Here is a 22,467-nt window from a genome sequence, read left to right on the forward strand (position 1 = left end):
CTGCGGCCATGGTCCGGCTTGTCGGCGGCCCTGCTCGTCTCCCAACTATCGAGCCTGGGGTTCCCACGGACAGGCGGACGCCGTCGACGCCCGGCTTTGCAAGGATCCGCATGGCGCGGGATTGGACAATCGGCCCACGAGCGCGGGGCGCGCTGCGCTATCTGGCCGCCTTGGGCATGGTCGCCGTTTCGACGGCCGTGGCCGAGGTGATCTACCGGGTCTTCCACACCGACCGCCTGTCGATGGTGTTCCTGGCCGGCGTGCTGGTCGCCGCCGTCACCCTGGGGCCCGGCCCGGCCTATTTCGCCGCGGCGATCGCCTTCCTCGTCTACGACATCTACCTGGTCGAACCTCGCTTCGTGTTCACCCTGACCTCGGCCGAGGACTTCCTGGTCCTGTTCGTGTTCCTGGCCGTCGCCGTACTGACCGGAGGGCTGGCAGGCCGGCTGCGCGAGGCACAGCGGCGGGCCGAGACGCGGGCGCGGACGTCGGGGGCGCTGTTCCGGGCCAGCGAGGAATTCTCCGCTTCCGGGCATGAGGACGCCGTGCGCCAGGCCCTCGCCCAACGGATCGCCGAGACCGGCCGCGAGGCGGTGGTGTTCGAGGACGGCCGCTGGTGGAGCGCGCCGGGCGGGATCGAGCCGCCCGAGCAACTGGTCCGCGCCGCCGCCGACCCGACTGTCCGGATCGCGCCGAGCGAGGTCGACCGCTGGCGGCTGCGGCCGCTGCGCGCCGACGGCCAGCCGCTGGGGCTGGCGGCCTGGCGTTCGACGGCGCGGCTGCACGCCGACGACGACGAGCGCATGGTCGGCGTGCTGGTCGACATGGCCGCCGCCGCCATCGCCCGCTCGCGCTTGTCGGGCGCCCGGGCGGAGATGCAGGCGCGCGAGCGCACCGATCAGTTGCGCCACGCCTTGCTGTCGTCGATCTCGCACGACCTGCGCACGCCGCTGGCGGCGATCCTGGCCTCGGCCAGCAGCCTGAGGGAGTTCGGCGACCGCTTCGACGCGGCGGTGCGCGACGACCTGACCCTGACCATCCAGGAGGAGGCCGAGCGGCTGAACCTGTTCGTCGGCAACCTGCTGAACATGACCAAGCTGGAGTCCGGGGCGCTGAGCATCGAGCCGGTGAACTTCGGCATGGGCGAGGTGGTGGGCCGGGTCGTGCAGCGGCTGGGCAAGCGCGCCGGCGAGCGCGAGCTGGTCGCCCATGCCGGCGGCGACGAACTCGCGGCGCTGGGTGACCCGATCCTGGCCGAGCAGGCGCTGGCCAATGTGGTAGAGAACGCGGTGCGGTTCTCGCCGAACGGGGCGCGGATCGAGGTCTGCGCGCGGCGGACCGACGCCGGCCAGGTGGTGGTCGAGGTCTGGGACGAAGGTCCCGGGGTGCCGGACGCCGACCTCGGAATGATCTTCGACAAGTTCTATCGCTCGCCGGCGACGGCCGCGGGCCAGCAGGGCACCGGCCTTGGCCTGTCGATCACCCGCGGTCTGGTCGAGGCGATGGGCGGGGCGGTGCGGGCCCAGCCGCGGTCCGATGGGCGCGCGGGCCTGGTGGTGGCGCTGAGTTTTCCCGGAGGGCGGCCATGAGTCTCGCGCATCTGCTGCTGGTCGACGACGAACAGCAGATCCTGCGGGCGCTGCGCCCGGCGCTGAGCGCGGCCGGCTATGAGGTGGCGACGGCCGAAACCGGCGGCGAGGCGCTGGCCTATCTGGCCAGCGAGCCCTGCGACGTGGTGATCCTCGACCTTGGGCTGCCCGACATGGACGGCAAGGAGGTCATCGCCCGCATCCGCGAATGGTCGGAGGCGCCGATCCTGGTGCTGTCGGCCCGCGACCTGGAACACGAGAAGATCGCCGCGCTGGACCAGGGGGCGGACGACTTCATCAACAAGCCTTTCGGGGTCGGGGAGCTGCTGGCGCGCATCCGCGCCTCGTTACGGGGCCGCGAGCGGCGGTTCTCGGCGCACGCGGTGTTCCGCAGCGGCGACCTGGAAGTCAACTTCGCGACCCGCCGCGTCGCGGTGATGGGCGAGGAGATGCGGCTGACCCCGCGCGAGTACGACCTCCTGAAGACCCTGGCGCGCTACGGCGGCCGCGTTGTCACCCATCGCCAGCTGATCGCCGCGGTCTGGGGGCCGGACGCCCAGGTCGACGCCCAATTCGTGCGGGTGTTGGTCGCCCAGCTGCGCCAGAAGATCGAGGAAGAGGCCTCGACGCCGAAGATCCTGCTGACCGAGCCGGGGATCGGCTATCGGCTGACTCCGGAGGACGAGGCCTGACGGCCTAGCGCTTGCCTGGCCAGGTCAGGAAGCCGTTGGCGTCGCGTCCGGCCGCCGGATAGGTGCAGCACGGCCCGCTGGGCGCCGGCGGATAGTAGGCCATCGGCGGCGGCGGCGGCGGCGGGGGCGGCTGGGCATAGCGCGGCGGCGGAGGCGGCGGCGCGTAGTAAGCCATCGGCGGCGGGGGCGGCGCATAGACCGGCGGCGGAGGCGCGTAGTTCTGCTGCGGGGGCGGCGCGTAGGCCTGGGCCGGCGGATAGCCGCGATAGGACTCGGTGATCTCTTCCTGCACGATGCGGCCTGGGCGCTGCTGCTGCGGCGGCGGGAGCACGGGCGGCGGTTGCACCACGCGGGCGTATTCGCGCTCGACCGGAGCCGGAGCCGGGGCCGGCTTGGCAGGGCGCATGTCGACGACCTTGGCAGGCTTGGGCTTGGGCTTGCGGTGGACGACCTTGACCGGCTTGGCCGGCGCCTTGGCGACCTTGGGCGGCGGGCAGGCCGCGGCGATGATCTGGGCCGGATCGGGGCAGGCGGTCGGCGGAGCGACCGCAGGGGTCACCGGCATGGTCACCGAGCCCGGCGGCGGGGCCGGCTGGCGCGCGCCGATCTTCGGCGGGCCGCCGGCGTCGCAAGCCGCCAGGGCCACGAAGACGGCGATCGACAGGACGGTACGCAGGCGCATGACGGTTTCCCGGCGTCGTTCAGCTAAGACGGCCACAACCATGAGGATCAGTTTCCGTTAACGCTGTGGCTTTCACCGTGGGCGCGAAGAAATCCCCTGACAAGCTCGTCGTAGAGCTCCAACCGCTTGTATGCACGGAAATCCGACGTCGCTTCGCGCCAGGCGCGGGCGAAGGCTGCGAGCCGCGGCGGGTCGCCGGCGAGGTCGTCCAGCGGGGCGAGCCACACCCTTATGGTGAACAGCGCACCGCCGGTGGCCGGCAGCCGCCGCAAGGTCTGGCGCTCGACGCGTACAAACAGTTCGGCGCCGGCGCGGGCCGGATCGATCTCGGCGATGCGGGCGCGGATCGGGGCTGAGTCCGGGGTGAAGGTCGCGTCGGAGTTCACGACGCTCCAGTTGCGGCGCTCGAGCACCAGGCCCGGCCGCAGCCCGTCGAAAATGCGCACCACGCGGGTCAGGAAGCGGTCGGTGAAGCCGTGCACCGGCCCGTGGATGTCGCCGAGCGCGCGGCCGAGCACCTCGTGGGCGGTGAAGAAGGTCGGGGCGCAGAGCGACAGGGCGCTGACCCGCCACTCGGCGCCGGTCTTCTCCATCAGAACCAGGTCGTCGCTCACGCGGCGGGCGGCGGCCAGCAGCGGCGGCAGGTCCTCGCCGTCCAGCGGGGTCCCGAGCGCGGCGGCGACCAGGTCGCCGACCTCGGCCTGGCCAGGGCGTGAGCCCGGGGTCTCGCCCCAGACGACGTCACGGTGGGCGGCGACGAGCGGATCCTTGCGGGCGGCGGGGTCGGCCTCGCCGCCTTCCAGCCAGTCGGCCTCGGTAATAGGCTTCAGCCCGATGGTGAAGTCCGCGGCCTCCTCGTAGGGGGCGTGGCGGATGCTCATTGCGGCTTGAAGCGGCGAGCCAGCGCCCAGAGGCCGACGCCGATCACGATGCCGACGGTGTCGGCGAACAGGTCCAGCCAGTCGCCCTGCCGGCCGAACGGCATCAGCGCCTGGGCGACCTCGATGCCGGCGGCCAATCCCCAGACGCAGGCGATCACCGTCTTGCGCCGGTGGGTCGACATCAGCAGGCCGATGAGGACGAGCAGGCCGAATGCGATGGCGTGGGCGGCCTTGTCCCAGATCAGGGTCGAGCCGGGGACGTCGTTGGACGGCGCCAGGGTCAGATAGAGGATCACCGCGACCGCGGCGGCGAAGACCGCCAGACGCAGGGGCCGCGGGATGAACGAGAAGAAGGCGCGCATGGTCATCTGATAGCCGGGCCCCGCGACGACGGCGAGCCTTTCAAAAGTCGGCTTGGCCCGTTAGCTTCCGGGGGAATTCAAACACGGGTTTAAATCGATGGCGATCGAAGCGGTGATCTGGGATTTCGGCGGCGTGTTCACGTCCTCGCCATTCGAGGCGTTTGGGCGGTACGAGGCCGAGAAGGGCCTGCCCAAGGACCTGATCCGCAAGGTCAACTCGACCAACCCCGACACCAACGCCTGGGCGCTGTTCGAGCGCAACGAGATCGACGCCAAGGGGTTCGACGAGCTGTTCCTGGCGGAATCGACCGCCCTTGGCCACCCGGTGCCGGGCGCCGACGTGCTGCCGTTATTGTCGGGACATTTGCGCCCGCAGATGGTCGCGGCGCTGAAGGCCTGCAAGGCGCACTTCAAGGTCGGCTGCATCACCAACAACATGGTCACCCACCACAGTCCGGGCGCCGACGCGCCGCAGCGCGCGGCGGGGGCCATGGGCCAGGTCATGCCGCTGTTCGACCACATCATCGAAAGCTCGAAGGCGGGCGTGCGCAAACCCGACCCGAAGATCTACCTGATGATGTGCGAGGCGCTCGAGGTGAAGCCGGAGGCTTGCGTCTATCTCGACGACCTGGGCATCAACTGCAAGCCGGCCGCGGCCCTGGGCATGCGGGCGATCAAGGTGGTGGAGGTCGGTCAGACCCTGGCCGAGCTCGCCGCCGCCACGGGCCTCAGTTTCGAGGAAGAGGAGTTGGCGTGACGCGCCCCACCAAGATCGGCGTCGAGGCGGCGCTGGCCAAGCTGCAGGGTTGGACCCGCGCGCCGGGTGATCGCGAAGCGATCGCTCGCACCTATCGGTTCGCCGATTTCAACATCGCGTTCGCGTTCATGACGCGGGTGGCGATCCGCGCCGAGCAGCTGGACCATCATCCGGAATGGTTCAATGTCTACAACCGCGTCGAAGTGCTGTTGACTACCCATGACGCCGACGGCGTCACCGAGCTCGACCTGACCATGGCGGGCTTCATGGACGAGGCGGCGAAGGCGGCCGGCGCGAAGGACTAGACGCCGAAGGGAGGAGACCATGGCGGGACGGGTCGCGGGCAAGAAGGCGTTCATCACTGGGGGCGCCCAGGGCCTGGGCGCGGCCATCGCCCGCAAGCTGGCGGCCGAGGGCGCCGTGGTCTCGATCGCCGACATCAACTACGCCGGGGCCCAGGCCGTGGCCGCCGAGATTGTCGCCGAGCACGGCGAGGGCGCGGCCTTCGCCTTCCCGCTGGACGTCACCCGGGAAGACCAGTGGATCTACGCCCTGGAGGAGGCCGACGCGGCGATGGGCGGCATCTCGGTGCTGGTCAACAACGCCGGGATCAGCCGCGGCGGGAACATCGAGCAGCTTTCCTTCGAGGACTGGAAGCTGGTGATGAGCGTCAATGTCGACTCGGTCTTCCTGGGGACCAAGCACGCGCTGAAGTATATGCGCCAGAACCAGCCGGGCTCAATCGTCAACATCTCCTCGATCGCCGGCCTGATCGCCGCCCACAACTCGCCGGTCTACAACGCCTCCAAGGCCGGGGTCTGGCTGCTCAGCAAGGGCATCGCCCTGCACTGCGCCAAGCAGGGGCTGGAGATCCGCTCCAATTCGGTCCACCCGACCTTCATCGACACCCCGATCCTCGACCCGATCCGCCAGCAGCTCGGCAAGGATGTCGCCGAGGGTAAGCTGGCGCGGCAGATCCCGCTCGGCCACATCGGCGAGCCGGACGACGTCGCCAACGCCGTGCTCTACCTGGCCAGCGATGAGAGCAAGTTCATGACCGGGGCGGAGCTCAAGCTCGACGGCGGAATTTCGGCGATGTGAGGCGGCGGCGGGCTGCAGCGTCCCGCGCGTGTCCGGTTCCGACTCGCTACCCGGGCGCCCCACCTGGCTTGATTATGACGCGTGTCTGATGCGATAGCGGCACCGGGTGCCCGGCTGTTTTGGCCGGTCAGGGTTTTTCGTTGGTCGGGCCGCCAGCGCGGAGACCCGCGCCATGTCGCCAGCCACCCGCCGCCCTTCCGTCCTGCGAGAGTTGCTAGACAGCGGCGCTGCAGGCGGTTTGCTCCTGATGGCCGCCGCCGTGCTGGCGCTGTTCGTCGCCAACTCGCCCCTGGCCGATAAGTACTTCGCGCTGCTGCATGAGCCTCTGGGCGGCCTCGATGTCCTGCACTGGATCAATGACGGGCTCATGGCCCTGTTCTTCTTGTTCGTGGGGCTGGAGATCAAACGGGAGTTTCTGGACGGCCAGCTATCGACCTGGGCCAACAGAAGCCTGCCGGGATTCGCCGCGGCGGGCGGGGTCGTCGTCCCGGGTCTCCTCTATGCGGCTATCAATTTTGGCCAGGGCGAAACGCTGCGCGGATGGGCCATCCCAACGGCCACCGACATCGCCTTCGCCCTGGGCGTGCTGTCTCTCCTCGGCTCACGGGTCCCAACAAGCCTGAAGGTATTCCTCGCCACCCTGGCGATTATCGACGACCTGGTCGCCGTGCTGGTGATCGCGGTGTTCTACACCGCGGAGCTGAACCTGGCGGCGCTTGCAGGTGCGGCCGTCGCCACCTTGCTGCTGATCGGGCTCAACCGACTGAAGGTCATGCGGCTCGCGCCTTACCTCATGCTCGGCGCCGCCCTCTGGTGGCTGGTGCTGCTGTCGGGCGTCCACGCCACCATCGCCGGAGTGGTTTTGGCGCTGACAATCCCCCTACGCCGGTCCAAGGCCGCACCCGACGATATGACCTCGCCCCTGCACCGCCTGGAACATGGCTTGAGCGGGTGGGTGGCGTTCCTGATCGTGCCGGTCTTCGGCTTCGCCAACGCCGGCGTCTCGTTCGCCGGCATGAGCGCGGCTGTTCTGCTGGAGCCGGTGACGCTGGGGGTGGCGCTCGGGCTGTTCCTCGGCAAACAGGTGGGCGTGTTCGGCGCCGCCGCCCTGGCGATCAAGTTGCGGTTGGCGAACCTGCCTGTCGCGGCCTCCTGGGCCCAGCTCTATGGCGTGGCCCTGCTCTGCGGCATCGGCTTCACCATGAGCCTCTTCATCGGTCTCCTTGCGTTCCCCGACCCGGCCCTGCAGGACGAAGTGAAAGTCGGGGTTCTGGCCGGTTCGCTTGTTTCCGCCCTTTGCGGCGCAGCACTGCTCAGCCTAGCCAAGCGTGAGCCGCGCAAGGCGTCTTACGGAGCCTGACGGGACGGCTCCATTCCGCTCTAGTGGATCAGCATCGTGCCCAGCAGCACCTTCGCGCCCTTTTGGCCGAGGATGCGGTCGGCGTCGCGCTGCAGCGCCGGTCCGAGGATGTCGGGGTTGGGCGGGGTGGCCGGGGTCATGCCCGAGGCGTAGGTCTGGAGCGTCTGGACGAAGGCGGCGCGGAGGCGGGGCACGACGCTTTCGGCCTTCGCGCGAAGCTTGGCGTCGGGGACGTCGAGGATCATCTGCACGGTCAGCACGCCGCGTCGGCCGCTGGAGCGCATGATGCTGGCGGTCAGGGTGTTGATCTCTACATAGGTGCCGGCGACGGTCTTCTTCTTGTCGTCCTTCTTGGGCGCAGCGGCCGTCAGCCCGGGCGCTGCGAGCACGGCGAAGAGGCTGAGGAGGCGGCGGCGGTCCATCGCGACACCACGCCACATCATGGTTAGAGCTCTCTTTACGAGCTAGGCCAGACAGTGCGGCGACGATTCGCAGTTTTCGTATTGGAGCGCCGCTTTTGGGCCGGTTCGCAGCCACCAACCTCGACCTCGACGGCAAGGTGATCTTCGTCACCGGCGGGACCGGCTCCTTCGGGCGCCGATTCATCGAAACCGTGCTGATGCGCGCCAAGCCGCGCAAGCTGATCGTGTTCTCGCGCGACGAGCTCAAGCAGCACGAAATGCAGATCGACCTGGCCGAGAAATTCGATCCCGAGACCCTGACCTGCATGCGCTTCTTCCTGGGCGACGTGCGCGACCGGCAGCGGCTGACCCTGGCCATGCGCGGGGTCGACATCGTGATCCACGCCGCGGCGCTGAAGCAGGTGCCGGCCGCCGAGTACAATCCCTCAGAGTGCATCCATACCAACATCATGGGCGCCGAGAACGTGGTCTGGGCGTGCCTGTCCAACCGCATCAAGCAGGTGGTGGCGCTGTCCACCGACAAGGCCTGCAACCCGGTGAACCTGTACGGGGCGACCAAGCTGGCCTCGGACAAGACCTTCGTGGCGGCCAACAATCTGTCGGGCGACATCGGCACCCGGTTCTCGGTCGTGCGCTACGGCAACGTGGTCGGCTCGCGCGGGTCGGTGGCCCCGCTGTTCCAGCGGCTGCTGGCGCGCGGCGACACCGAACTGCCGATCACCGACGCGCGGATGACCCGGTTCTGGATCACGCTGAACCAGGGCGTCGACTTCGTGCTGTCCTCGCTGGAGATCATGCGCGGCGGCGAGATATTCGTCCCCAAGATACCCTCGATGAAGATGACCGACCTGGCCGAAGCCATGTCGCCGGGCGTCGGCATCCGAGTGATCGGCATCCGTCCCGGCGAGAAGCTGCACGAGATGATGATCTCGGCTGACGACGCGCGCACCACGGTCGATCTGGGCGACCGCTACGCCATCGAGCCGGCGTTCGTGGAGTTCGGCCGCGAGTCCTACGCCACGAGCCATCCGATTGTGGCTGAGAACTTCTCCTACGCCAGCGACACCAACGACGAGTGGCTGAGCGGCGAGGGGCTGCTGGCGCTGCTGGCCGACGGCGCGCCCGAGCATCGCCGCCGCCGGGCGACGGACTGACGCCATGCTGCCCTACGGCCGCCAGACCATCGAGGAGGACGACATCGCCGCGGTGGCCCAGGCGCTGCGCGGCGACTTCCTGACCACCGGGCCGACGGTCGAGGCGTTCGAGACCGCCTTCGCCCAGAAGGTCGGCGCCCAGCACGCCGTGGCCTGTTCCAACGGCACGGCGGCGCTGCACCTGGCGATGCTGGCGCTGGAGGTTCAGGAGGGCGAGGTGGTGATCGCCCCCTCGATCACCTTCCTGGCCACCGCCAACTGCGCGCGCTTCGTCGGCGCCGAGGTCGTGTTCGCCGACGTCGATCCGCAGACGGGACTGATGACCCCCGCGACCCTGGCCGAGGCTATGACCCGGCTGGAGGGACGGCGGCTGCGCGCGGTTCTGCCGGTGCATCTGCGCGGCGACACCGCCGAGCTGCCGGCGCTGGAGGCCCTGGCCAAGACCGCCGGCGCGGTGCTGGTCGAGGATGCGCCGCACGCCCTGGGCTCGACCCTGAAATTCGGCAATAGCGCTGAGCAGGTCGGCGACTGCGCGCACTCGGCGATGGCCACCTTCTCGTTCCACCCGGTCAAGACCATCGCCACCGGCGAAGGCGGCATGGTGACGACCAACGACTCGCGGCTGGCCGAACGCCTGCGCCGGCTGCGCAGCCACGGCATGATCCGGCCGGCCGGCGGCGATCCGTGGTGGTACGAGATGCCGGAGATCGGCTTCAACTACCGGCTTCCCGACATCCTCTGCGCGCTGGGGATCTCGCAACTGGGCAAGCTGGACGCCTTCGCTGCGCGCCGGCGGATCCTGGCGGCCCGGTACGAGGCGGCGCTCAAGCCGCTCGCGCCACTGGTCGTCCAGGCGACGCGGCCCGACTGGAGCGATCCGGTCCTGCACCTGATGGTGGCGCTGATCGACTTCGAGGCGGTGGGCCGCTCGCGCCGCGAGGTAGTCGAAGCCTTGCGTGAGCGCGGCGTCGGCACCCAGGTCCACTATATCCCAGTCCACACCCAGCCCTATTACCGCGAGCGCTACGGCGAGCGGGAGCTGCCGGGCGCCAACGCCTGGTACGAGCGCTGCCTGTCGCTGCCGCTCTATCCGGGCATGGCCGACGAGGACGTCGACCGGGTGGCCGCAGCGCTGGCGGACGTGCTCGGGCTCTAAGCGCGGGGCGTCCGATCTCCGCGCATCGCCGGCGAAATCCGCTTGCCCGGCGGCGCGGGGGGCCTAGGTAAGGCGGCCCGACCGGTCTCTGCCGGTTCCAAGCTCATTCCGACCGGCGCAGCCCATGGCCCAGGACGATTCCGCCCGCATCAACGGTTCCGCGCTTGCGGTCGGGGCCGGCTGCTACCTGATCTGGGGGCTGGTGCCGCTGGCCTTCCAGATCATGGGCCGAATGGGCATCGGGGCCTGGGAGCTCCTCGCCCACCGCACGCTCTGGGCGGCGCCGACCGCCTTCCTGTTCGTGGCGATGGCGGGCCAGACCAAGCAATTGGCGGGCGTGCTGCGCAACGGCCGCACCATGGCCTGGCTGGCGCTGTCGGCGGGGATCATCGCGGTCAACTGGCTGGTGTTCATCTGGGCGGTGAACAACGGCCGGGTGCTGGAAACCAGCCTCGGCTACTTCATCAATCCGCTAATGGCGATGGCGGCCGGCGCCGTGATCTTCCGTGAGCGGATGGACGCCATCGGCAAGGGCGCGATAGCCCTGGCTGGGGTCGGGGTGGTGATCCAGACCTGCGCCCTGGGCCACCTGCCGATCATCTCGCTGACCCTGGCGACGAGCTTTTGCGCCTATGGAATCATCCGCAAGCGGGTGGCGGCCGAGGCGCAGACCGGCCTCTTGATCGAGTGCCTGATCCTCGGCCTGCCCGGCGCGGTGCTGATCGCCTGGCTGCAGAGCCAGGGTCAGGGCCACTTCACGGCCAGTCCGGCGGCGGCGGCCTGGCTGCTGGCCTGCGGGCCGATGACGGCGCTGCCGCTGATGATGTTCTCGTGGGCGGCGCGGCGGATTCCGTTCTCGGCCATGGGCTTTTTGCAGTTCATCGCCCCCAGCATGACCTTCGTGATGGGGGTGATGCAGGGCGAGCCGTTCACCCCGCTGCGGGGCGTCTCATTCGCCTTCATCTGGGGCGGGGCGGCGGTGTTCGCGTTCGGCGCCTGGCGGCGCAGCCGCATCTTGGCCGCTCAGAGCGCGGCGTAGGCGGCCTCGATCAGCCGCTTGGCGCGGGCGTCGCCGATCAGGTCGGTGGACTGCTTGTTCATGACATAGGCCCCGGCCAGGCCGGTCTCCGGATCGGCGAAGGCGCAGGAGCCGCCCCAGCCGGAATGGCCGAAGGTCTGCTCGCCCGGACCCCATACCTTGACGGCGCTGTTGCGCATGAAGCCGGCGCCCCAGCTCATCACGAACGGCAGCACCAGGTCCTGGCCGTGGATGCGCTCGCGCGAGGCCTCGGCGATCAGGGCCGGCGAGAGGATGGTCTCGCCGTCGAGCCAGCCGTCGTTGGCCAGCGCGCCGATCAGCCGCGCCAGGGCCGGGGCGGTGGCGTGTCCGTTGGCGGAGGGGATCTCGATGCGCCGCCACTCGGCCTGGCCGCGGCCGGCGGGCGAGGACCACGGCGTCAGGAACGCAGCCTTGGTCGCAGCATTGATTTCGCCGAAGTTCGGCAGGCCGTTCGGTCGCTGCAGGTCGGCGACGCGCCCGTGCTCGGCGTCCGGCAGGCCGATCCAGAGGTCGAGGCCGAAGGGCCGCGCCAGGTCCTCGCGCAGGGCGGTCCCCATGGTCCGTCCGTCGACCCGGCGGAAGATCTCGCCGGCCAGGTAGCCGAAGGTGATCGGGTGGTAGCCGCTGGCGGTCCCGGGCGGCCACAGCGGGGCCATGGCGGCGAGCTTGGCGCAGACGGCGTCCCAGTCGAACCACAACGAGGGCTCCATCTCGTCAGGGAAGCCGGAGAGACCCTCCTGGTGGCTCATCACCTGTTCAATGGTGATCGCCGCCTTTCCGGCCTGGGCGAACTCCGGCCAGACGTCGGCTACGCGTTGGGCGTAGTCGAGCTTTCCGGCGTCGACCAGCCGCGCGATCAGCAGCGCGGCGATCGCCTTGGTGGTCGAGAACACCGGCGTCAGGGTGCGCTCGTCGAAGGGCTTGGCGCGCTGGCGGTCGGCGAAGCCGGCCCAGAGATCGACGACCAGCTCGCCGCGCTCGACCAGCGAGAAACGCGCGCCGAGCTCTTGGCCGGCAGCGAAGTTGTCCTCGAAGGCGGCGCGGACGCCAGAGAAGCGCTCGGGACAGAGGCCGTGAATCTCGGGGGTCATGCCAATCGCTCCAAACGCACGCTGGGGGAGGTCGCCTTCAGCCGCTGGGCCATGGCGACGATGGGAAGTTCGGCCGCGCTTGCGGCATGGGCCGCGGCGACGGTCTCGGCCACGCCGCCGACCGCGCGGCCCAGCGCATAGGAGCCGGACAGGCCGTCGAGGATCGCCGCGCCGAACAGGGCGCTGAGCAGGTCGCCGGTGCCCTTGGGGGCCGAGGGCAGCCGCGGATGGGCGGCCATCCAGGCTTCGCCCGGCTGCGCATAGATCACCCCGATCTCCTTGCCGCGTCCGACCGAGGAGACCAGGGCCGGCTTGCCCAGGCGCTGGGCGGCGACCAGCACGTCCTGCGGCGTGCGGGTCGGCAGGCCGCTCAGGTGGGCCAGCTCCCAGGCGTTGGGGGCCAGGACGTCGGCGCGCGGGACCAAGTGCTCGGCGATCGCCGCGGCGACCTCGGCCGGGACGTAGAGGCCTTTGCCGGCGTCGCCGATGGTCGGGTCGACGATGACCACCGGCGCGCGCGGAGCCTCTCCGCCGTAGCCGCTGCGCTTGGCGCCGCGGACCGCGTCGATGGCCTGGGCGGCGGCGAGCACCTGTTCAGGGAAGGCGAAGTAGCCGGTCAGCACCAGATCGGTCTGGCCGAACAGCTTGTTGGCTTCGATGCCGGCCAGCACGCCCTCGAGCACGGCCGGTTCGATCTTGGCGCCGCCGGGCGGGCCCCAGCCGGGATGGCGGCCGTAGAGCACGGTCGGCGCGACCATGGTGTCGATGCGCAGGATCGAGAGGGCGCTGGCCTGGGCCGTTCCGCCGACATGGCTGGCGGCGACGTGGCTGGAGATGATCAGCGCGAGCGGCATGGCCGCCCTGCTTAGCCGAGCGCCCCCGATCCCGACAAGCTGGGCGCTACCAGGTCTCGCGGAACGGCCGCACTTCGGCGAGGAACGACCAAGCGCTCTTGGGCTGGTGGGCCAGGTGGAAGACCTCGCCGGCGCAGGGGCGATGAAGAAGTCGTCGGGCGCCTCTTTGTAGCGCTCGCGGGTCCACGGCACGTCGATCACCGCGTCGATCACCAGATAGGCGACGTGCACGCCCTTGGGGCCGACCTCGCGCGCGATGGCTTCGGCCAGGATGCGCTGAGCGGCCTTGGTCGGAGCGAAGCCGGCGAAATTGGCCTTGCCCCGCAGGGCCGAGGTGTTGCCGGTGACGATCAGCGCGCCGCCGCCGGCCTCGATCATCTTCGGCGCGGCCAGGCGGGCGAGGTGGTGCAGGGCCATGACGTTGGTCGCGAAATTCTGCTCCAACACCGACGGGTCGATGTCGAGGAAGTTGCCGAAGGCGCCGCCGACGGCGTTGTGCACCACCACCTTGGGCGTTCCGAAGCGGACGATCAGGTCCTCGACGGCGGCGATCAGCGCCCCGGCGTCGGAGACGTCGACCGGCACGGCGACCGCGTCGGGGATCTCCTGGGCCAGGGCGGCGAGCCGGTCGAAGTTCCGGGCCAGCATGGCCACGCGGTAGCCGTGGGCGGCGAACCTGCGGACGATCGAGGACCCAGTCCCGGGGCCGACCCCGGTGACGATGGCGAGCGGTTTCATCTGGCGTTCCTTGTGGCGAGAGGGTCAGGCCGCGAGCGCGCGGCGCAGGAAGTCGAGGCGGTCGTTGCCGAAGAACAGCAGGCCGCCCTCCGTGACGAAGCTGGGGGCGCCGAAGACGCCGGCCTCGACCGCCTGGGCGACATTGGCTTCGAGCTCGGCGGCGCGCTCGGGGGCGTCGATCAACTCGGCGGTGACGCCGAGATCGGCGAGCAGGGCGGCGACGTCGGTGCTGGAACCGAGCGGCGCATCGCCCGCCCACATTGCGCGGAACAGCCGGTCGGCGGCCGCAGGACCGTGGCCGAGCTTTATGGCCGCGAGCGCCGCATGCAGCAGGCGCGGGCCCTCAATGCTGCTCATGGCCGGATTTGGGCTGAGCGGGGCGCCGTAGAGCTGCGCCCAGCGGCCGAGGTCGGCGCGGGCATAGGTCTGCTTGGGCTTGCAGATGATGGTGGTCGGCACGTTGCCGACCCGCTTCATCACCTCAAGCACGTCGATCGGCTTGTAGGCGAACTCGCCCGGCAGGCCCGGGAGCTGGGTGCTGGCCAGGTAGGAATAGGGGCTGCGAAAGTCGAAGTAGAAGGTGGTGCGGGTCAGGCTCATGGGCGGCTTCCTCCAAGCAGCTTGCGGACATTGGCGTCGGCGGCGGGGCCAGGACGCAGGCGGGCGCGTCCGCGCGGGACGGGCTGACCGGTTTCCTGGTCGACGAGAGCCAGGACCAGCGGTCGGCCGCTGGCTGCGTCGACGAGTTCGATGGTCGGGGCGCCGAGGCCGTTGGTGTCCCAGCGGTCGCCCCACTCGCGCAGCGCCGTCGTGACCTTCCAGAGGTCGCGACCCTTGTCGGTCAGGCGATATTCGTGACGCGGCGGGTTGTCCTGGTAGGGGCGGCGCTCGACCAGGCCTGAGCTTTCCAGGTGCTTGAGGCGGGTCGAGAGCGTGGTGGTCGGCATGCCGGTCGAGGCCTGCAGTTCGTCGTACCTCGACAGGCCCAGCGACAGGTCGCGCAGCAGCAGCACCGCCCAACGGTCGCCGATCGCCTCAAGGGCGCCGGCGACGGAACAGGTCATGCCGGCGAAGGACTTGGCGCGCATGGCGAGGGCTCCCCAGTAACTCTTATTATTAGAGTTAGCGGGCGCGCGGCGGGGCGCAAGGGGGTGTTGGGTTTTCCTCTCCCCCAAAGGGGCGAGGGAGCGGTCGAGGGGCAGACTGCAAACGAAAACGGCGGCCGTGTCGCCACGGCCGCCGTCTGAAGTCTCGTGAAACCTGGAAGCTTAGGCTTCGGTCGTCTCGGTGTTGCGAGCGGTCTGGCGCTCGGCGATCCGGGCCGACTTACCGCGACGGTCGCGCAGGTAGTAGAGCTTGGCGCGACGGACGACGCCGCGACGCTTCACTTCGATGGAGTCGATGTTCGGGGAGTAGAGCGGGAACACGCGTTCCACGCCTTCGCCGAACGAAATCTTGCGGACGGTGAAGCTCTCGTTCACGCCGCCGCCTTGACGGCCGATGCAGACGCCTTCGTAGGCCTGGACGCGTTCACGGTCGCCTTCCTTGATCTTCACGTTGACGCGAAGGGTGTCGCCGGCCTGGAAGTCCGGGATCGCACGGGTGGCGGCGAGGCGGTCGAGCTCTTCTTTTTCGAGCTGCTGGATGATGTTCATATCGGTCGTCCTTGTCCTACTGGGCTTTACTCGCCCTTTGCCTGTTGATTGGCGAGATGCGCCGCCCAGAGGTCCGGACGTCGTTCCCGCGTGGCCGCTTCGCGCTGCGCTTTGCGCCACTTGCCAATATCGGCGTGGTGACCGCTGAGCAGCACGGGCGGTATCTCAAGTCCCTCGAATTCCCGCGGTCTGGTGTACTGCGGGTGCTCCAGGAGCCCGTCCTCGAAACTCTCTTCACTCAAGCTCTCCGCCTGGCCGAGGACGCCGGGCACGAGCCTTACGCACGCTTCGATCGCCACCAGGGAGGCCGCCTCGCCGCCGGCGAGGACCGCGTCTCCGACGCTGATCTCCTCGAACCCCCGGGCGTCGAGCACCCGCTGGTCCACCCCTTCGAACCGTCCGGCCAGGACGATCAGTCCCGGACCCTTGGCCCATTCACTCACGCGCGCCTGGGTCAGGGGCCGACCCCGTGCGCTCATGTACAAAAGCGGCCGTCCCCGCCGCTCCACGCTGTCCAGCGCGGCTGCGATGACGTCCGCCCGCATAACCTGTCCAGGACCGCCACCCGCAGGGGTGTCGTCGAGGAAGCCGCGCTTATCCTTGGAAAATTGGCGAATGTCCACTGTTTCCAATGTCCAAAGCCCATGCTCGCGCCAAGCCGTGCCGATCAGCGAGACGCCGAGCGGGCCGGGATAGGCCTCGGGAAACATGGTCAGGACGGTGGCGTCGAAGGACATGGGGCGGCTTTTGGACCAAACGCCGCAGGTTTTCCACGGTCGCCTTAAGAGAACGTCGCTCCCTGGCCGCTTGCGGGGCGTGCGCCATGGGCGTAATCCGGCTCCTTTCGCACGTGCAGCATTTTTAGAGATCCCATGGAAACGCCCGAAATCCTCACCGAGTCCCTGGCCCTCGAACGTATCGAGGTGAACACCTTCCGCGGCGTTTCGCCCGAGGACGGTCCGGGCCGGATCTTCGGCGGCCAGGTGATCGCCCAGTCGCTGCTGGCGGCGTATGAGACGGTTGAGGACCGGATCTGCCACTCGCTGCACTGCTACTTCATCCGCCCGGGCGACCCCCGGATCCCGATCCTGTTCGAGGTCGACCGCTCGCGCGACGGCGGCACCTTCACCACCCGCCGGGTGATCGCCGTGCAGAACGGCAAGCAGATCTTCAACCTGGCCGCTTCGTTCCAGGTCGCCGAAGACGGCTTCGAGCATCAGGCGCCGATGCCGGCGGTGCGCAGCCCCGACGACATGGCCGCCGAGGCCGAGGCGGCCAAGAAGGCCGTCCAAGACGGCATGAGCGAAGAGATGCGCCGGATGATGAACCGGCCGCGTCCGATCGAGATGATCGGCCGCGACAACTACGGCTTCGGGCGCAAGCCCAAGCCGAGCGAGCCCAAGAGCGACACCTGGATGCGGGCCGTCGCTCCGATCGGCGACGACGCGCGCATGCACCAGGTGATCCTGGCCTACGCCTCGGACATGAACCTGCTCTCGACGGCGATGCGGCCGCACGGCGTCGCCTGGCAGACGCCGGGGCTGCAGTCGGCCAGCCTTGACCACGCCATGTGGTTCCACAAGGCCTCGAACTTCAACGACTGGCATCTGTATACCCAGGACAGCCCCAGCGCCTCGGGCGGCCGTGGCTTCGTGCGCGGCGCGATTTACGGCCAGGACGGCACCCTGGTCGCCTCGGTGGCCCAAGAAGGCCTGATGCGGTTGAAGAAGTAGTTTCAGGCGGCGGCAGGCCCCGGCTTGCCGCCTTTCTTTTTTGACTGTTAGGCTCGACGCTTCCTCGGAGGGGGCGTGCGAGTGTTCGGACAGTTCCTCAGTGAGTTGAAGCGTCGAAACGTCATTCGTGTGGCGGCTGTCTACACGGTGACTGCCTGGGCGATTTTCCAGGTCGCCAAGACGATCTTCGAAACGCTCGAATTTCCCAAGTGGACAAGTCAGGCGGCGCTGATCGTCCTGGCGCTGGGTCTGCCGATCGCGATCGTCATCGCCTGGGCGTTCGAGCGCGCGCCGGACGGTTCCATCCACAGGACCAAGACGCCGGAGGGCGCGGAGGCGCCGGCCAGGACCGGTCTCACGCGGCTGGACGTGCTGCTGCTGGGCGGTCTTGGCCTGGTGCTCGGCGTCACCGCCGCGCAGGTCAGCGGCGTGCTGCGCGGCCCAATGCAGATGCTGGGCGGCGGACCTCCGGAAAAGTCGGTGGCGGTGCTGCCGTTCGAGACCTTCAGCCAGGCCCAGGACGCCGAGTACTTCGCCGACGGCCTGACCGAGGAGGTGATCAACAGCCTCGCCCAGTCGCCAGAGCTGAAGGTCGCCGGCCGCACCTCGAGCTTCTATTTCAAGGGCAAGAACGAGGACCTGCGCGAGGTCGGCAAGAAGCTGGGCGTGGCGCACGTGGTCGAAGGCAGCGTGCGGCGCGAGGGCGATCGCCTGCGGGTCACGTGCCAGCTTGTGGCCTGCAAGGACGGCTTTCACTTGTGGTCGGAGACCTATGACCGCCAGATGGTCGACGCGCTGGACCTGCAGACCGAGATCGGCGAGGCGGTCGCCGAGGCGATGAAGGTCAAGCTGGCCTTGCGCAGCGCGCGCCCTGCCGACGAGACGCCGCGCGATCCGGCCGCCTACACGCTGCAGCTCACCTCGATGGCGCAGCTTCGCCGCCAGGATCCGGACTCGCTGAAGGCCGCGCGGGCCGGCTTCGAACAGCTGATGGACCTGGAGCCGCGAAACGCCGCGGCCTTCGCCGGCTACGCCCAGGCGACGATGGTGCTGGCCCAGCAGGGGCTGGCGATGGACATCGGCGAGGCGGGCCGCGTCGCCCAGGGCGCGATCGACAAGGCGGTGCAGCTTGATCCGGACTCGCCCGACGTCTGGATGGCCAAGGCGATGATCGCCCGGGTGCAGAGCATCCGGATCGGCGGGCCGCAGTATGAGCGCGCCTTCGACGAGGCGATCGCACGCACCTTGAAGCTGGCGCCCAACAAGCCCGAGGCGCTGAGCGCCAAGGCCTCGCGGCTGAACGACCTAGGCCAGTCGGGGCAGGCGGTGGCCTTCGGCCGCAAGGCGCTGGCCCTCGATCCGCTGAACCGCTCGACGATCATGACCTACGGCAAGGCGCTGATGAACGTCGGCCAGCTGGACGAGTCCGAGCGTCAGTTCCATTCGGCGACCGAGCTCTATCCGGAATACGAACAGGCCAAGTACCAGCTGGCCATGGTGCTGGCCGAGAAGGGCCGGTTTGACGAGGCCGAGCCCTGGCTAAAGGCCATCGCCACCGGCCAGGACCCGTTCATCTCGCTGCAGACCTCCTGGGTCTACATGAACCTCGGCCTGCGCGAGGACGCCGATGCGGTGCTGCGGGCGATCAGCGAGTCGCCGGCCAAGGAGCTCGGCGAGGTCACTATCCTTTGCTACGACGGCGACTGGAGCGGCGCGCTGGCCATGGGCCGCTCGCTAATGGCCAAGGACGACGAGCCGTTCTGGCCGATGGTGGTGTTCCAGACCTCGGTGATGACCGGCAAGTACGCCGAGGGCGTGGCGGCGCTGAAGACCCTGCGGCCCGACATCTTCTCGCCGGAGCCGGCGGTCACCGGGCTGGATCTGGCCATGCCGACGGTGGCGGCCCACGCGCTGAACCGACTGGGAGATCGGGCGCAGGCCAAGCGATTGCTCGACGAGGTGCTGAAGGTGACCGCGCCGACGCCTGGTCAGCGGCCGCCGAACGACTGGCTGGTCGCCCGCGCAAAGGTGTTCGCTGAAAAAGGCATGCGGAACGAGGCGGTCGCCGCACTGGAGTCCGCCTACCAGAACGGTTGGCGCGGCGTTTTCCTGTGGGACGAGAGCCTGTGGCTGGACCAGCAGCCGAACATGCTGGTGCTGCGCGACGATCCGGCGATCAAGGCGCTGATGGCGAAGGCGCGCGCCGATCTCGCCCGCCAGCGCGAGGCGGTGCTCGCCCAGCGAGCCTAGTCTTCGCCTTCCTCGTGACCCTCGTTGGGGTCGGCTTCGATGACGGCGGGAGGCTCGGCGATGAGTTTGCCCTGGGCGATGCGCACCTCGGGCACCGCCTCGCGGGTGAAGGCCAGCCACCAGCTGGCGCCGACCTTGGGCTGGATTTCGAGCAGGTCGCCGGCGCCGAAATCCTGGACGGTCTTGACCGTGCCCAGCAGTTCGCCAGCGGCGGTCTCGACGGTCAGGCCGATGAGGTCGGCGAGATAGAACTCGTCCTCCTCCGGCTCGGGCAGGCTGTCGCGGGAAATATAGAGCTTGAGGCCGCGCAGGGCCTCGGCCGCGTTGCGGTCGTCCACGCCCTTGAGGCGGGCGACGATCCCGCCCTTGGTCGGGCGGGCCGATGCGATGGTCAGGGCGGGCGAGCCGTCCTGACGCATCAAGGTCTTGTAGCTCACCAGCGCCATGGGGTCGGCGGTGAAGGTGGTGACCTTCACCTCGCCTCGCACGCCGTGGGCGGCGCCGACCTGGGCGACGAAAATCAGATTGTGCGTTTCGTCGCCCATGTCGGTCGAACCAAGGCCAGCTCACCCCATCCCGAAGGCCGCGGTGAGCGGCGCTGGACTTAGCCTTCGGTCTTTTCGGCGTCGCCTTCGGCGGCCGGAGCTTCTTCAGCAGCCGGAGCTTCAGCGGCGGCCTCGGCGGCCGGGGCTTCCTCGGCCGGAGCGGCTTCGGGTTCCGGCTCCGGAGCCGGCTGGGCGGCGGCTTCGGCCGCGGCGGCGGCGCGGTCAGCTTCGCGTTGAGCGCGCTCTTCAGCGCGTTCCTTGGCCTTGCGGCCCGGCTCGGCCTTGCTCGGGTTGTTGCCGGCTTCCCACTTCACCAGGCCTTCGTTGGCCAGGAAACGCGCGACGCGGTCGGTCGGCTGGGCGCCCTTCTTGAGCCACGCCTGGATCGACTCGACCTTCAGGGTGACGCGCGCCGGGTCGTCCTTCTTGAGCATCGGGTTGTAGGCGCCGACCTTCTCGATGAAGCGGCCGTCGCGCGGCGAGTGCGAGTCGGCGATGACGATGTTGTAGTAGGGGCGCTTCTTGGCGCCGCCACGGGCGAGACGGATCTTGAGCATGGGTTAGTCCTTTGTAAGCTCTAGGATTTCTTGAAGGGGTTGAAGCCGGGCGGCAGATTGCCGAGGCCAGGAAGCTTCCCGGGGCCGCCGAGGCCGGGCAGACCGCCCCCTTGGCTGGCCAGCTTGCCGAGTTCTTCCAGTTGTTTGGGATCGGGCGCGGGCATCTTGCCGCCGCCCAGGGCCTTGAGACGGTCCATGCCGCCGCCGCCCATCATGCCGGCCATGCGGGCGAAGCCCTTGCCGCCGTCGCGGCTCATCATCTTGAAGGCGTCCGCCATCTGGCGATGCTGCTTCAGGAGCCGGTTGATCTCGGCCACGTCGACGCCGGCGCCGGCGGCGATGCGGCGCTTGCGCGAGGCCTGCAGGATGTCGGGCTTCTTGCGCTCGGCCTTGGTCATCGAGGAGATGATCGCCATCTGGCGGTCGATCATCTTGTCGGAGACGTTGGCTTCGGAGAGCTGTTTCTTGACCTTTTGGACGCCCGGCAGCAGGCCCATCAGGCCTTCCATGCCGCCCATGCGCTTCATCTGGTTGAACTGCTCGGCCATCATGTCGAGGTCGAACTGGCCTTTGGCCAGCTTCTTGGCCATCGCCTCGGTCTTGGCCACGTCCAGGTCCTGGGCGGCCTTCTCGACCAGGGCGACGACGTCGCCCTGACCCAGGATGCGGCCGGCCACGCGGCGGGCGTCGAAGACGTCGAGGCCTTCGATCTTTTCCGACACGCCGAGGAACTTGATCGGCAGGCCGGTGACCGCGCGCATCGACAGCGCCGCGCCGCCGCGGCCGTCGCCGTCGGCCCGCGTCAGCACCAGGCCGGTCAGCGGCAGGCGTTCGTGGAAGGCGGTGGCGGTGCGCACCGCGTCCTGGCCGGTCAGGCTGTCGGCGACCAGCAGGGTTTCGGTGGGCGAGGCGATCTTCGCGATCTCGGCCGCTTCGGCCATCATCGCTTCGTCGATGGTGGTGCGGCCGGCGGTGTCGAGGATGACGACGTCGAAGCCCTGGAGCTTGGCCGCGGACATGGCCCGGCGGGCGATGTCCGGCGCGGCCTGGCCGGCTACGATCGGCAGGCTCTCGACGCCCGCCTGCTTGGCCAGCAGGGCCAGCTGCTCCATGGCGGCGGGGCGGCGGGTGTCGAGCGAGGCCAGCAAGACCTTCTTGCGGTCCTTGGCGAGTTTCAGCGCCAGCTTGCCGGCGGTGGTGGTCTTACCCGAGCCCTGCAGGCCGGCCATCATGATGACCGTCGGCGGGTTGAGCGCGAGGTTCAGGCCCTCGGCAGTCTCGCCGCCCAGCATCTCGACCAGGCCGTCATAGGTGATCTTCACCACCTGGTCGGCGGGGCGGATCGAGCGGATCACCTCCTCGCCGGCGGCCCGTTCCTTGGCCTTGGAGATGAACTCGCGGACGACGGGCAGCGCGACGTCGGCCTCGAGCAGGGCGACACGCACCTCGCGCAGGGCTTCGTCGATGTCCTTTTCCGAGAGCACGCCCCGCCCGGAGAGGCGGTCGAAGACCCCGGAAAGCCGATCTGTCAGTGCGTCAAACACGCGAGACTCCACCCCAATTTTCCCGAGGAGGGAAAATGGGAAGAAAGGGTTTGAGACATTTTCGATCCTGCGGACCGCAAATGTCTCGGGAGGCCCAAACGCAATCGACCCCCGTGGACGATCACGTCGACGGGGGGCCTCGCCGCCCTCGTCCCACATCAGTCGTGGGGGTCGTGGCGGTGGAGGGCGCGAATGCTATGCGCCAGAAGGGGGCGCTTATGCCCCTGTGGATGCTTTAGGTCAAGGATTTGAAGGGTCGACGCCACATATCATGTGGTGACGCC

23 protein-coding genes and 1 pseudogene are annotated in these 22,467 nt (G+C 69.1%); 11 read left to right on the forward strand and 13 right to left on the reverse strand.

Annotation, left to right across the window (positions count from 1 at the left end; all coding sequences use genetic code 11):
• The first annotated feature begins 110 nt into the window (after window positions 1-110).
• Both GGQ61_RS06750 and GGQ61_RS06755 read left to right on the forward strand, forming a co-directional pair.
• Window positions 111-1,589: an ATP-binding protein gene (locus tag GGQ61_RS06750; RefSeq protein WP_183770943.1), complete on the forward strand. Its 1,479-nt coding sequence runs from the start codon at window positions 111-113 to the stop codon at window positions 1,587-1,589.
• Entirely contained in the window at window positions 1,586-2,281 is a 696-nt protein-coding gene (locus tag GGQ61_RS06755; protein WP_183770945.1) for a response regulator, read from the forward strand. Before GGQ61_RS06750 ends, GGQ61_RS06755 begins: the two co-directional genes overlap by 4 nt.
• Window positions 2,282-2,285: 4 nt before the next feature.
• On the opposite strand, the gene GGQ61_RS06760 is transcribed toward GGQ61_RS06755, so the two are convergent.
• The 3 genes from GGQ61_RS06760 to GGQ61_RS06770 are packed head-to-tail and all read right to left on the reverse strand — an operon-like array spanning window position 2,286 to window position 4,212.
• On the reverse strand, window positions 2,286-2,963 hold the full coding sequence (locus tag GGQ61_RS06760; protein WP_183772512.1) for a hypothetical protein: 678 nt from the start codon (window positions 2,961-2,963) through the stop codon (window positions 2,286-2,288).
• A gap of 47 nt (window positions 2,964-3,010) precedes the next feature.
• Entirely contained in the window at window positions 3,011-3,844 is an 834-nt protein-coding gene (locus tag GGQ61_RS06765) for a heme-dependent oxidative N-demethylase subunit alpha family protein (protein ID WP_183770947.1), read from the reverse strand.
• Window positions 3,841-4,212 carry a VanZ family protein gene (locus tag GGQ61_RS06770; protein ID WP_183770949.1) on the reverse strand — a complete coding sequence of 124 codons (372 nt, stop codon included), beginning with the start codon at window positions 4,210-4,212 and terminating at the stop codon, window positions 3,841-3,843. The genes GGQ61_RS06765 and GGQ61_RS06770 overlap by 4 nt, the downstream gene beginning before the upstream one ends.
• A gap of 91 nt (window positions 4,213-4,303) precedes the next feature.
• On the opposite strand from GGQ61_RS06770, the gene GGQ61_RS06775 reads away from it, so the two are divergent.
• From GGQ61_RS06775 to nhaA, 4 genes are all read left to right on the forward strand, one after another.
• Entirely contained in the window at window positions 4,304-4,963 is a 660-nt protein-coding gene (locus GGQ61_RS06775) for an HAD-IA family hydrolase (protein WP_183770951.1), read from the forward strand.
• Window positions 4,960-5,268, forward strand: a complete 309-nt coding sequence (locus GGQ61_RS22150) for a 4a-hydroxytetrahydrobiopterin dehydratase (protein WP_183770953.1) — start codon at window positions 4,960-4,962, stop codon at window positions 5,266-5,268. Before GGQ61_RS06775 ends, GGQ61_RS22150 begins: the two co-directional genes overlap by 4 nt.
• 19 nt (window positions 5,269-5,287) lie before the next feature.
• Window positions 5,288-6,064, forward strand: coding sequence for an SDR family oxidoreductase (locus GGQ61_RS06785; protein WP_183770955.1), 777 nt, complete (start codon window positions 5,288-5,290; stop codon window positions 6,062-6,064).
• 172 nt (window positions 6,065-6,236) lie between these two features.
• Window positions 6,237-7,424, forward strand: a complete 1,188-nt coding sequence (gene nhaA / locus GGQ61_RS06790; RefSeq protein WP_183770957.1) for a Na+/H+ antiporter NhaA — start codon at window positions 6,237-6,239, stop codon at window positions 7,422-7,424.
• A 20-nt stretch (window positions 7,425-7,444) separates the two neighbouring features.
• Here the strand turns inward: nhaA and GGQ61_RS06795 are convergent, their stop codons facing one another.
• Entirely contained in the window at window positions 7,445-7,867 is a 423-nt protein-coding gene (locus tag GGQ61_RS06795) for a hypothetical protein (RefSeq protein WP_183770959.1), read from the reverse strand.
• Between the two features lie 74 nt (window positions 7,868-7,941).
• Between GGQ61_RS06795 and pseB the strand changes: the two genes are divergently transcribed.
• From pseB to rarD, 3 genes are all read left to right on the forward strand, one after another.
• Window positions 7,942-9,000, forward strand: coding sequence for a UDP-N-acetylglucosamine 4,6-dehydratase (inverting) (gene pseB, locus GGQ61_RS06800; RefSeq protein WP_183770962.1), 1,059 nt, complete (start codon window positions 7,942-7,944; stop codon window positions 8,998-9,000).
• A gap of 4 nt (window positions 9,001-9,004) precedes the next feature.
• Entirely contained in the window at window positions 9,005-10,156 is a 1,152-nt protein-coding gene (pseC, locus tag GGQ61_RS06805) for a UDP-4-amino-4,6-dideoxy-N-acetyl-beta-L-altrosamine transaminase (RefSeq protein WP_183770964.1), read from the forward strand.
• 124 nt (window positions 10,157-10,280) lie between these two features.
• The gene (rarD, locus tag GGQ61_RS06810) at window positions 10,281-11,195 is read left to right on the forward strand and encodes an EamA family transporter RarD (protein ID WP_183770966.1); all 915 of its coding nucleotides are present in this window, start codon (window positions 10,281-10,283) and stop codon (window positions 11,193-11,195) included.
• On the opposite strand, the gene GGQ61_RS06815 is transcribed toward rarD, so the two are convergent.
• The 6 genes and pseudogenes from GGQ61_RS06815 to trmD form a co-directional block, all read right to left on the reverse strand.
• A complete protein-coding gene (locus tag GGQ61_RS06815; protein WP_183770968.1) occupies window positions 11,180-12,307 on the reverse strand; it encodes a serine hydrolase domain-containing protein in 1,128 nt (375 codons plus the stop codon). The two genes, rarD and GGQ61_RS06815, sit on opposite strands and share 16 nt — an antisense overlap.
• Entirely contained in the window at window positions 12,304-13,899 is a 1,596-nt protein-coding gene (locus GGQ61_RS22010) for an SDR family NAD(P)-dependent oxidoreductase (protein ID WP_221220916.1), read from the reverse strand. Before GGQ61_RS22010 ends, GGQ61_RS06815 begins: the two co-directional genes overlap by 4 nt.
• Before the next feature lie 24 nt (window positions 13,900-13,923).
• The gene (locus GGQ61_RS06830) at window positions 13,924-14,499 is read right to left on the reverse strand and encodes a 2-hydroxychromene-2-carboxylate isomerase (RefSeq protein WP_183770971.1); all 576 of its coding nucleotides are present in this window, start codon (window positions 14,497-14,499) and stop codon (window positions 13,924-13,926) included.
• A complete protein-coding gene (locus GGQ61_RS06835; RefSeq protein ID WP_183770973.1) occupies window positions 14,496-14,987 on the reverse strand; it encodes a winged helix-turn-helix transcriptional regulator in 492 nt (163 codons plus the stop codon). Before GGQ61_RS06835 ends, GGQ61_RS06830 begins: the two co-directional genes overlap by 4 nt.
• 180 nt (window positions 14,988-15,167) lie before the next feature.
• Entirely contained in the window at window positions 15,168-15,554 is a 387-nt protein-coding gene (gene rplS, locus GGQ61_RS06840; protein WP_183770975.1) for a 50S ribosomal protein L19, read from the reverse strand.
• A 3-nt stretch (window positions 15,555-15,557) separates the two neighbouring features.
• Window positions 15,558-16,291 (reverse strand): annotated as a pseudogene (gene trmD, locus GGQ61_RS06845) (tRNA (guanosine(37)-N1)-methyltransferase TrmD); the annotation flags it as partial.
• 135 nt (window positions 16,292-16,426) lie between these two features.
• On the opposite strand from trmD, the gene GGQ61_RS06850 reads away from it, so the two are divergent.
• The gene (locus GGQ61_RS06850) at window positions 16,427-17,287 is read left to right on the forward strand and encodes an acyl-CoA thioesterase (RefSeq protein WP_183770977.1); all 861 of its coding nucleotides are present in this window, start codon (window positions 16,427-16,429) and stop codon (window positions 17,285-17,287) included.
• 75 nt (window positions 17,288-17,362) lie between these two features.
• Complete coding sequence (locus GGQ61_RS22610; protein WP_183770978.1) at window positions 17,363-19,537, forward strand: tetratricopeptide repeat protein; 2,175 nt, start codon at window positions 17,363-17,365, stop codon at window positions 19,535-19,537.
• Here the strand turns inward: GGQ61_RS22610 and rimM are convergent.
• The 3 genes from rimM to ffh are packed head-to-tail and all read right to left on the reverse strand — an operon-like array spanning window position 19,534 to window position 22,183.
• Complete coding sequence (rimM, locus tag GGQ61_RS06860; RefSeq protein WP_183770979.1) at window positions 19,534-20,082, reverse strand: ribosome maturation factor RimM; 549 nt, start codon at window positions 20,080-20,082, stop codon at window positions 19,534-19,536. The two genes, GGQ61_RS22610 and rimM, sit on opposite strands and share 4 nt — an antisense overlap.
• 59 nt (window positions 20,083-20,141) lie before the next feature.
• The gene (gene rpsP / locus GGQ61_RS06865; RefSeq protein WP_183770980.1) at window positions 20,142-20,639 is read right to left on the reverse strand and encodes a 30S ribosomal protein S16; all 498 of its coding nucleotides are present in this window, start codon (window positions 20,637-20,639) and stop codon (window positions 20,142-20,144) included.
• A 20-nt stretch (window positions 20,640-20,659) separates the two neighbouring features.
• Window positions 20,660-22,183, reverse strand: coding sequence for a signal recognition particle protein (gene ffh, locus GGQ61_RS06870; RefSeq protein ID WP_183770981.1), 1,524 nt, complete (start codon window positions 22,181-22,183; stop codon window positions 20,660-20,662).
• Window positions 22,184-22,467 lie beyond the last annotated feature (284 nt).

Origin of the sequence: Phenylobacterium haematophilum, from assembly GCF_014196295.1 — a bacterium.
Classification (GTDB): domain Bacteria; phylum Pseudomonadota; class Alphaproteobacteria; order Caulobacterales; family Caulobacteraceae; genus Phenylobacterium; species Phenylobacterium haematophilum.

Coding starts and splice junctions, on each gene's coding strand:
- GGQ61_RS06760 (WP_183772512.1), bottom strand. CDS start 2,963: ATGCGCCTGCGTACCGTCCTGTCGATCGCCGTCTTCGTGGCCCTGGCG.
- rarD (WP_183770966.1), top strand. CDS start 10,281: ATGGCCCAGGACGATTCCGCCCGCATCAACGGTTCCGCGCTTGCGGTC.
- GGQ61_RS06775 (WP_183770951.1), top strand. CDS start 4,304: ATGGCGATCGAAGCGGTGATCTGGGATTTCGGCGGCGTGTTCACGTCC.
- GGQ61_RS06815 (WP_183770968.1), bottom strand. CDS start 12,307: ATGACCCCCGAGATTCACGGCCTCTGTCCCGAGCGCTTCTCTGGCGTC.
- GGQ61_RS06785 (WP_183770955.1), top strand. CDS start 5,288: ATGGCGGGACGGGTCGCGGGCAAGAAGGCGTTCATCACTGGGGGCGCC.
- GGQ61_RS06755 (WP_183770945.1), top strand. CDS start 1,586: ATGAGTCTCGCGCATCTGCTGCTGGTCGACGACGAACAGCAGATCCTG.
- GGQ61_RS06765 (WP_183770947.1), bottom strand. CDS start 3,844: ATGAGCATCCGCCACGCCCCCTACGAGGAGGCCGCGGACTTCACCATC.
- GGQ61_RS06770 (WP_183770949.1), bottom strand. CDS start 4,212: ATGACCATGCGCGCCTTCTTCTCGTTCATCCCGCGGCCCCTGCGTCTG.
- rplS (WP_183770975.1), bottom strand. CDS start 15,554: ATGAACATCATCCAGCAGCTCGAAAAAGAAGAGCTCGACCGCCTCGCC.
- GGQ61_RS06795 (WP_183770959.1), bottom strand. CDS start 7,867: ATGATGTGGCGTGGTGTCGCGATGGACCGCCGCCGCCTCCTCAGCCTC.
- GGQ61_RS06835 (WP_183770973.1), bottom strand. CDS start 14,987: ATGCGCGCCAAGTCCTTCGCCGGCATGACCTGTTCCGTCGCCGGCGCC.
- nhaA (WP_183770957.1), top strand. CDS start 6,237: ATGTCGCCAGCCACCCGCCGCCCTTCCGTCCTGCGAGAGTTGCTAGAC.
- pseC (WP_183770964.1), top strand. CDS start 9,005: ATGCTGCCCTACGGCCGCCAGACCATCGAGGAGGACGACATCGCCGCG.
- rpsP (WP_183770980.1), bottom strand. CDS start 20,639: ATGCTCAAGATCCGTCTCGCCCGTGGCGGCGCCAAGAAGCGCCCCTAC.
- GGQ61_RS06830 (WP_183770971.1), bottom strand. CDS start 14,499: ATGAGCCTGACCCGCACCACCTTCTACTTCGACTTTCGCAGCCCCTAT.
- GGQ61_RS06750 (WP_183770943.1), top strand. CDS start 111: ATGGCGCGGGATTGGACAATCGGCCCACGAGCGCGGGGCGCGCTGCGC.
- GGQ61_RS06850 (WP_183770977.1), top strand. CDS start 16,427: ATGGAAACGCCCGAAATCCTCACCGAGTCCCTGGCCCTCGAACGTATC.
- rimM (WP_183770979.1), bottom strand. CDS start 20,082: ATGGGCGACGAAACGCACAATCTGATTTTCGTCGCCCAGGTCGGCGCC.
- GGQ61_RS22010 (WP_221220916.1), bottom strand. CDS start 13,899: ATGAAACCGCTCGCCATCGTCACCGGGGTCGGCCCCGGGACTGGGTCC.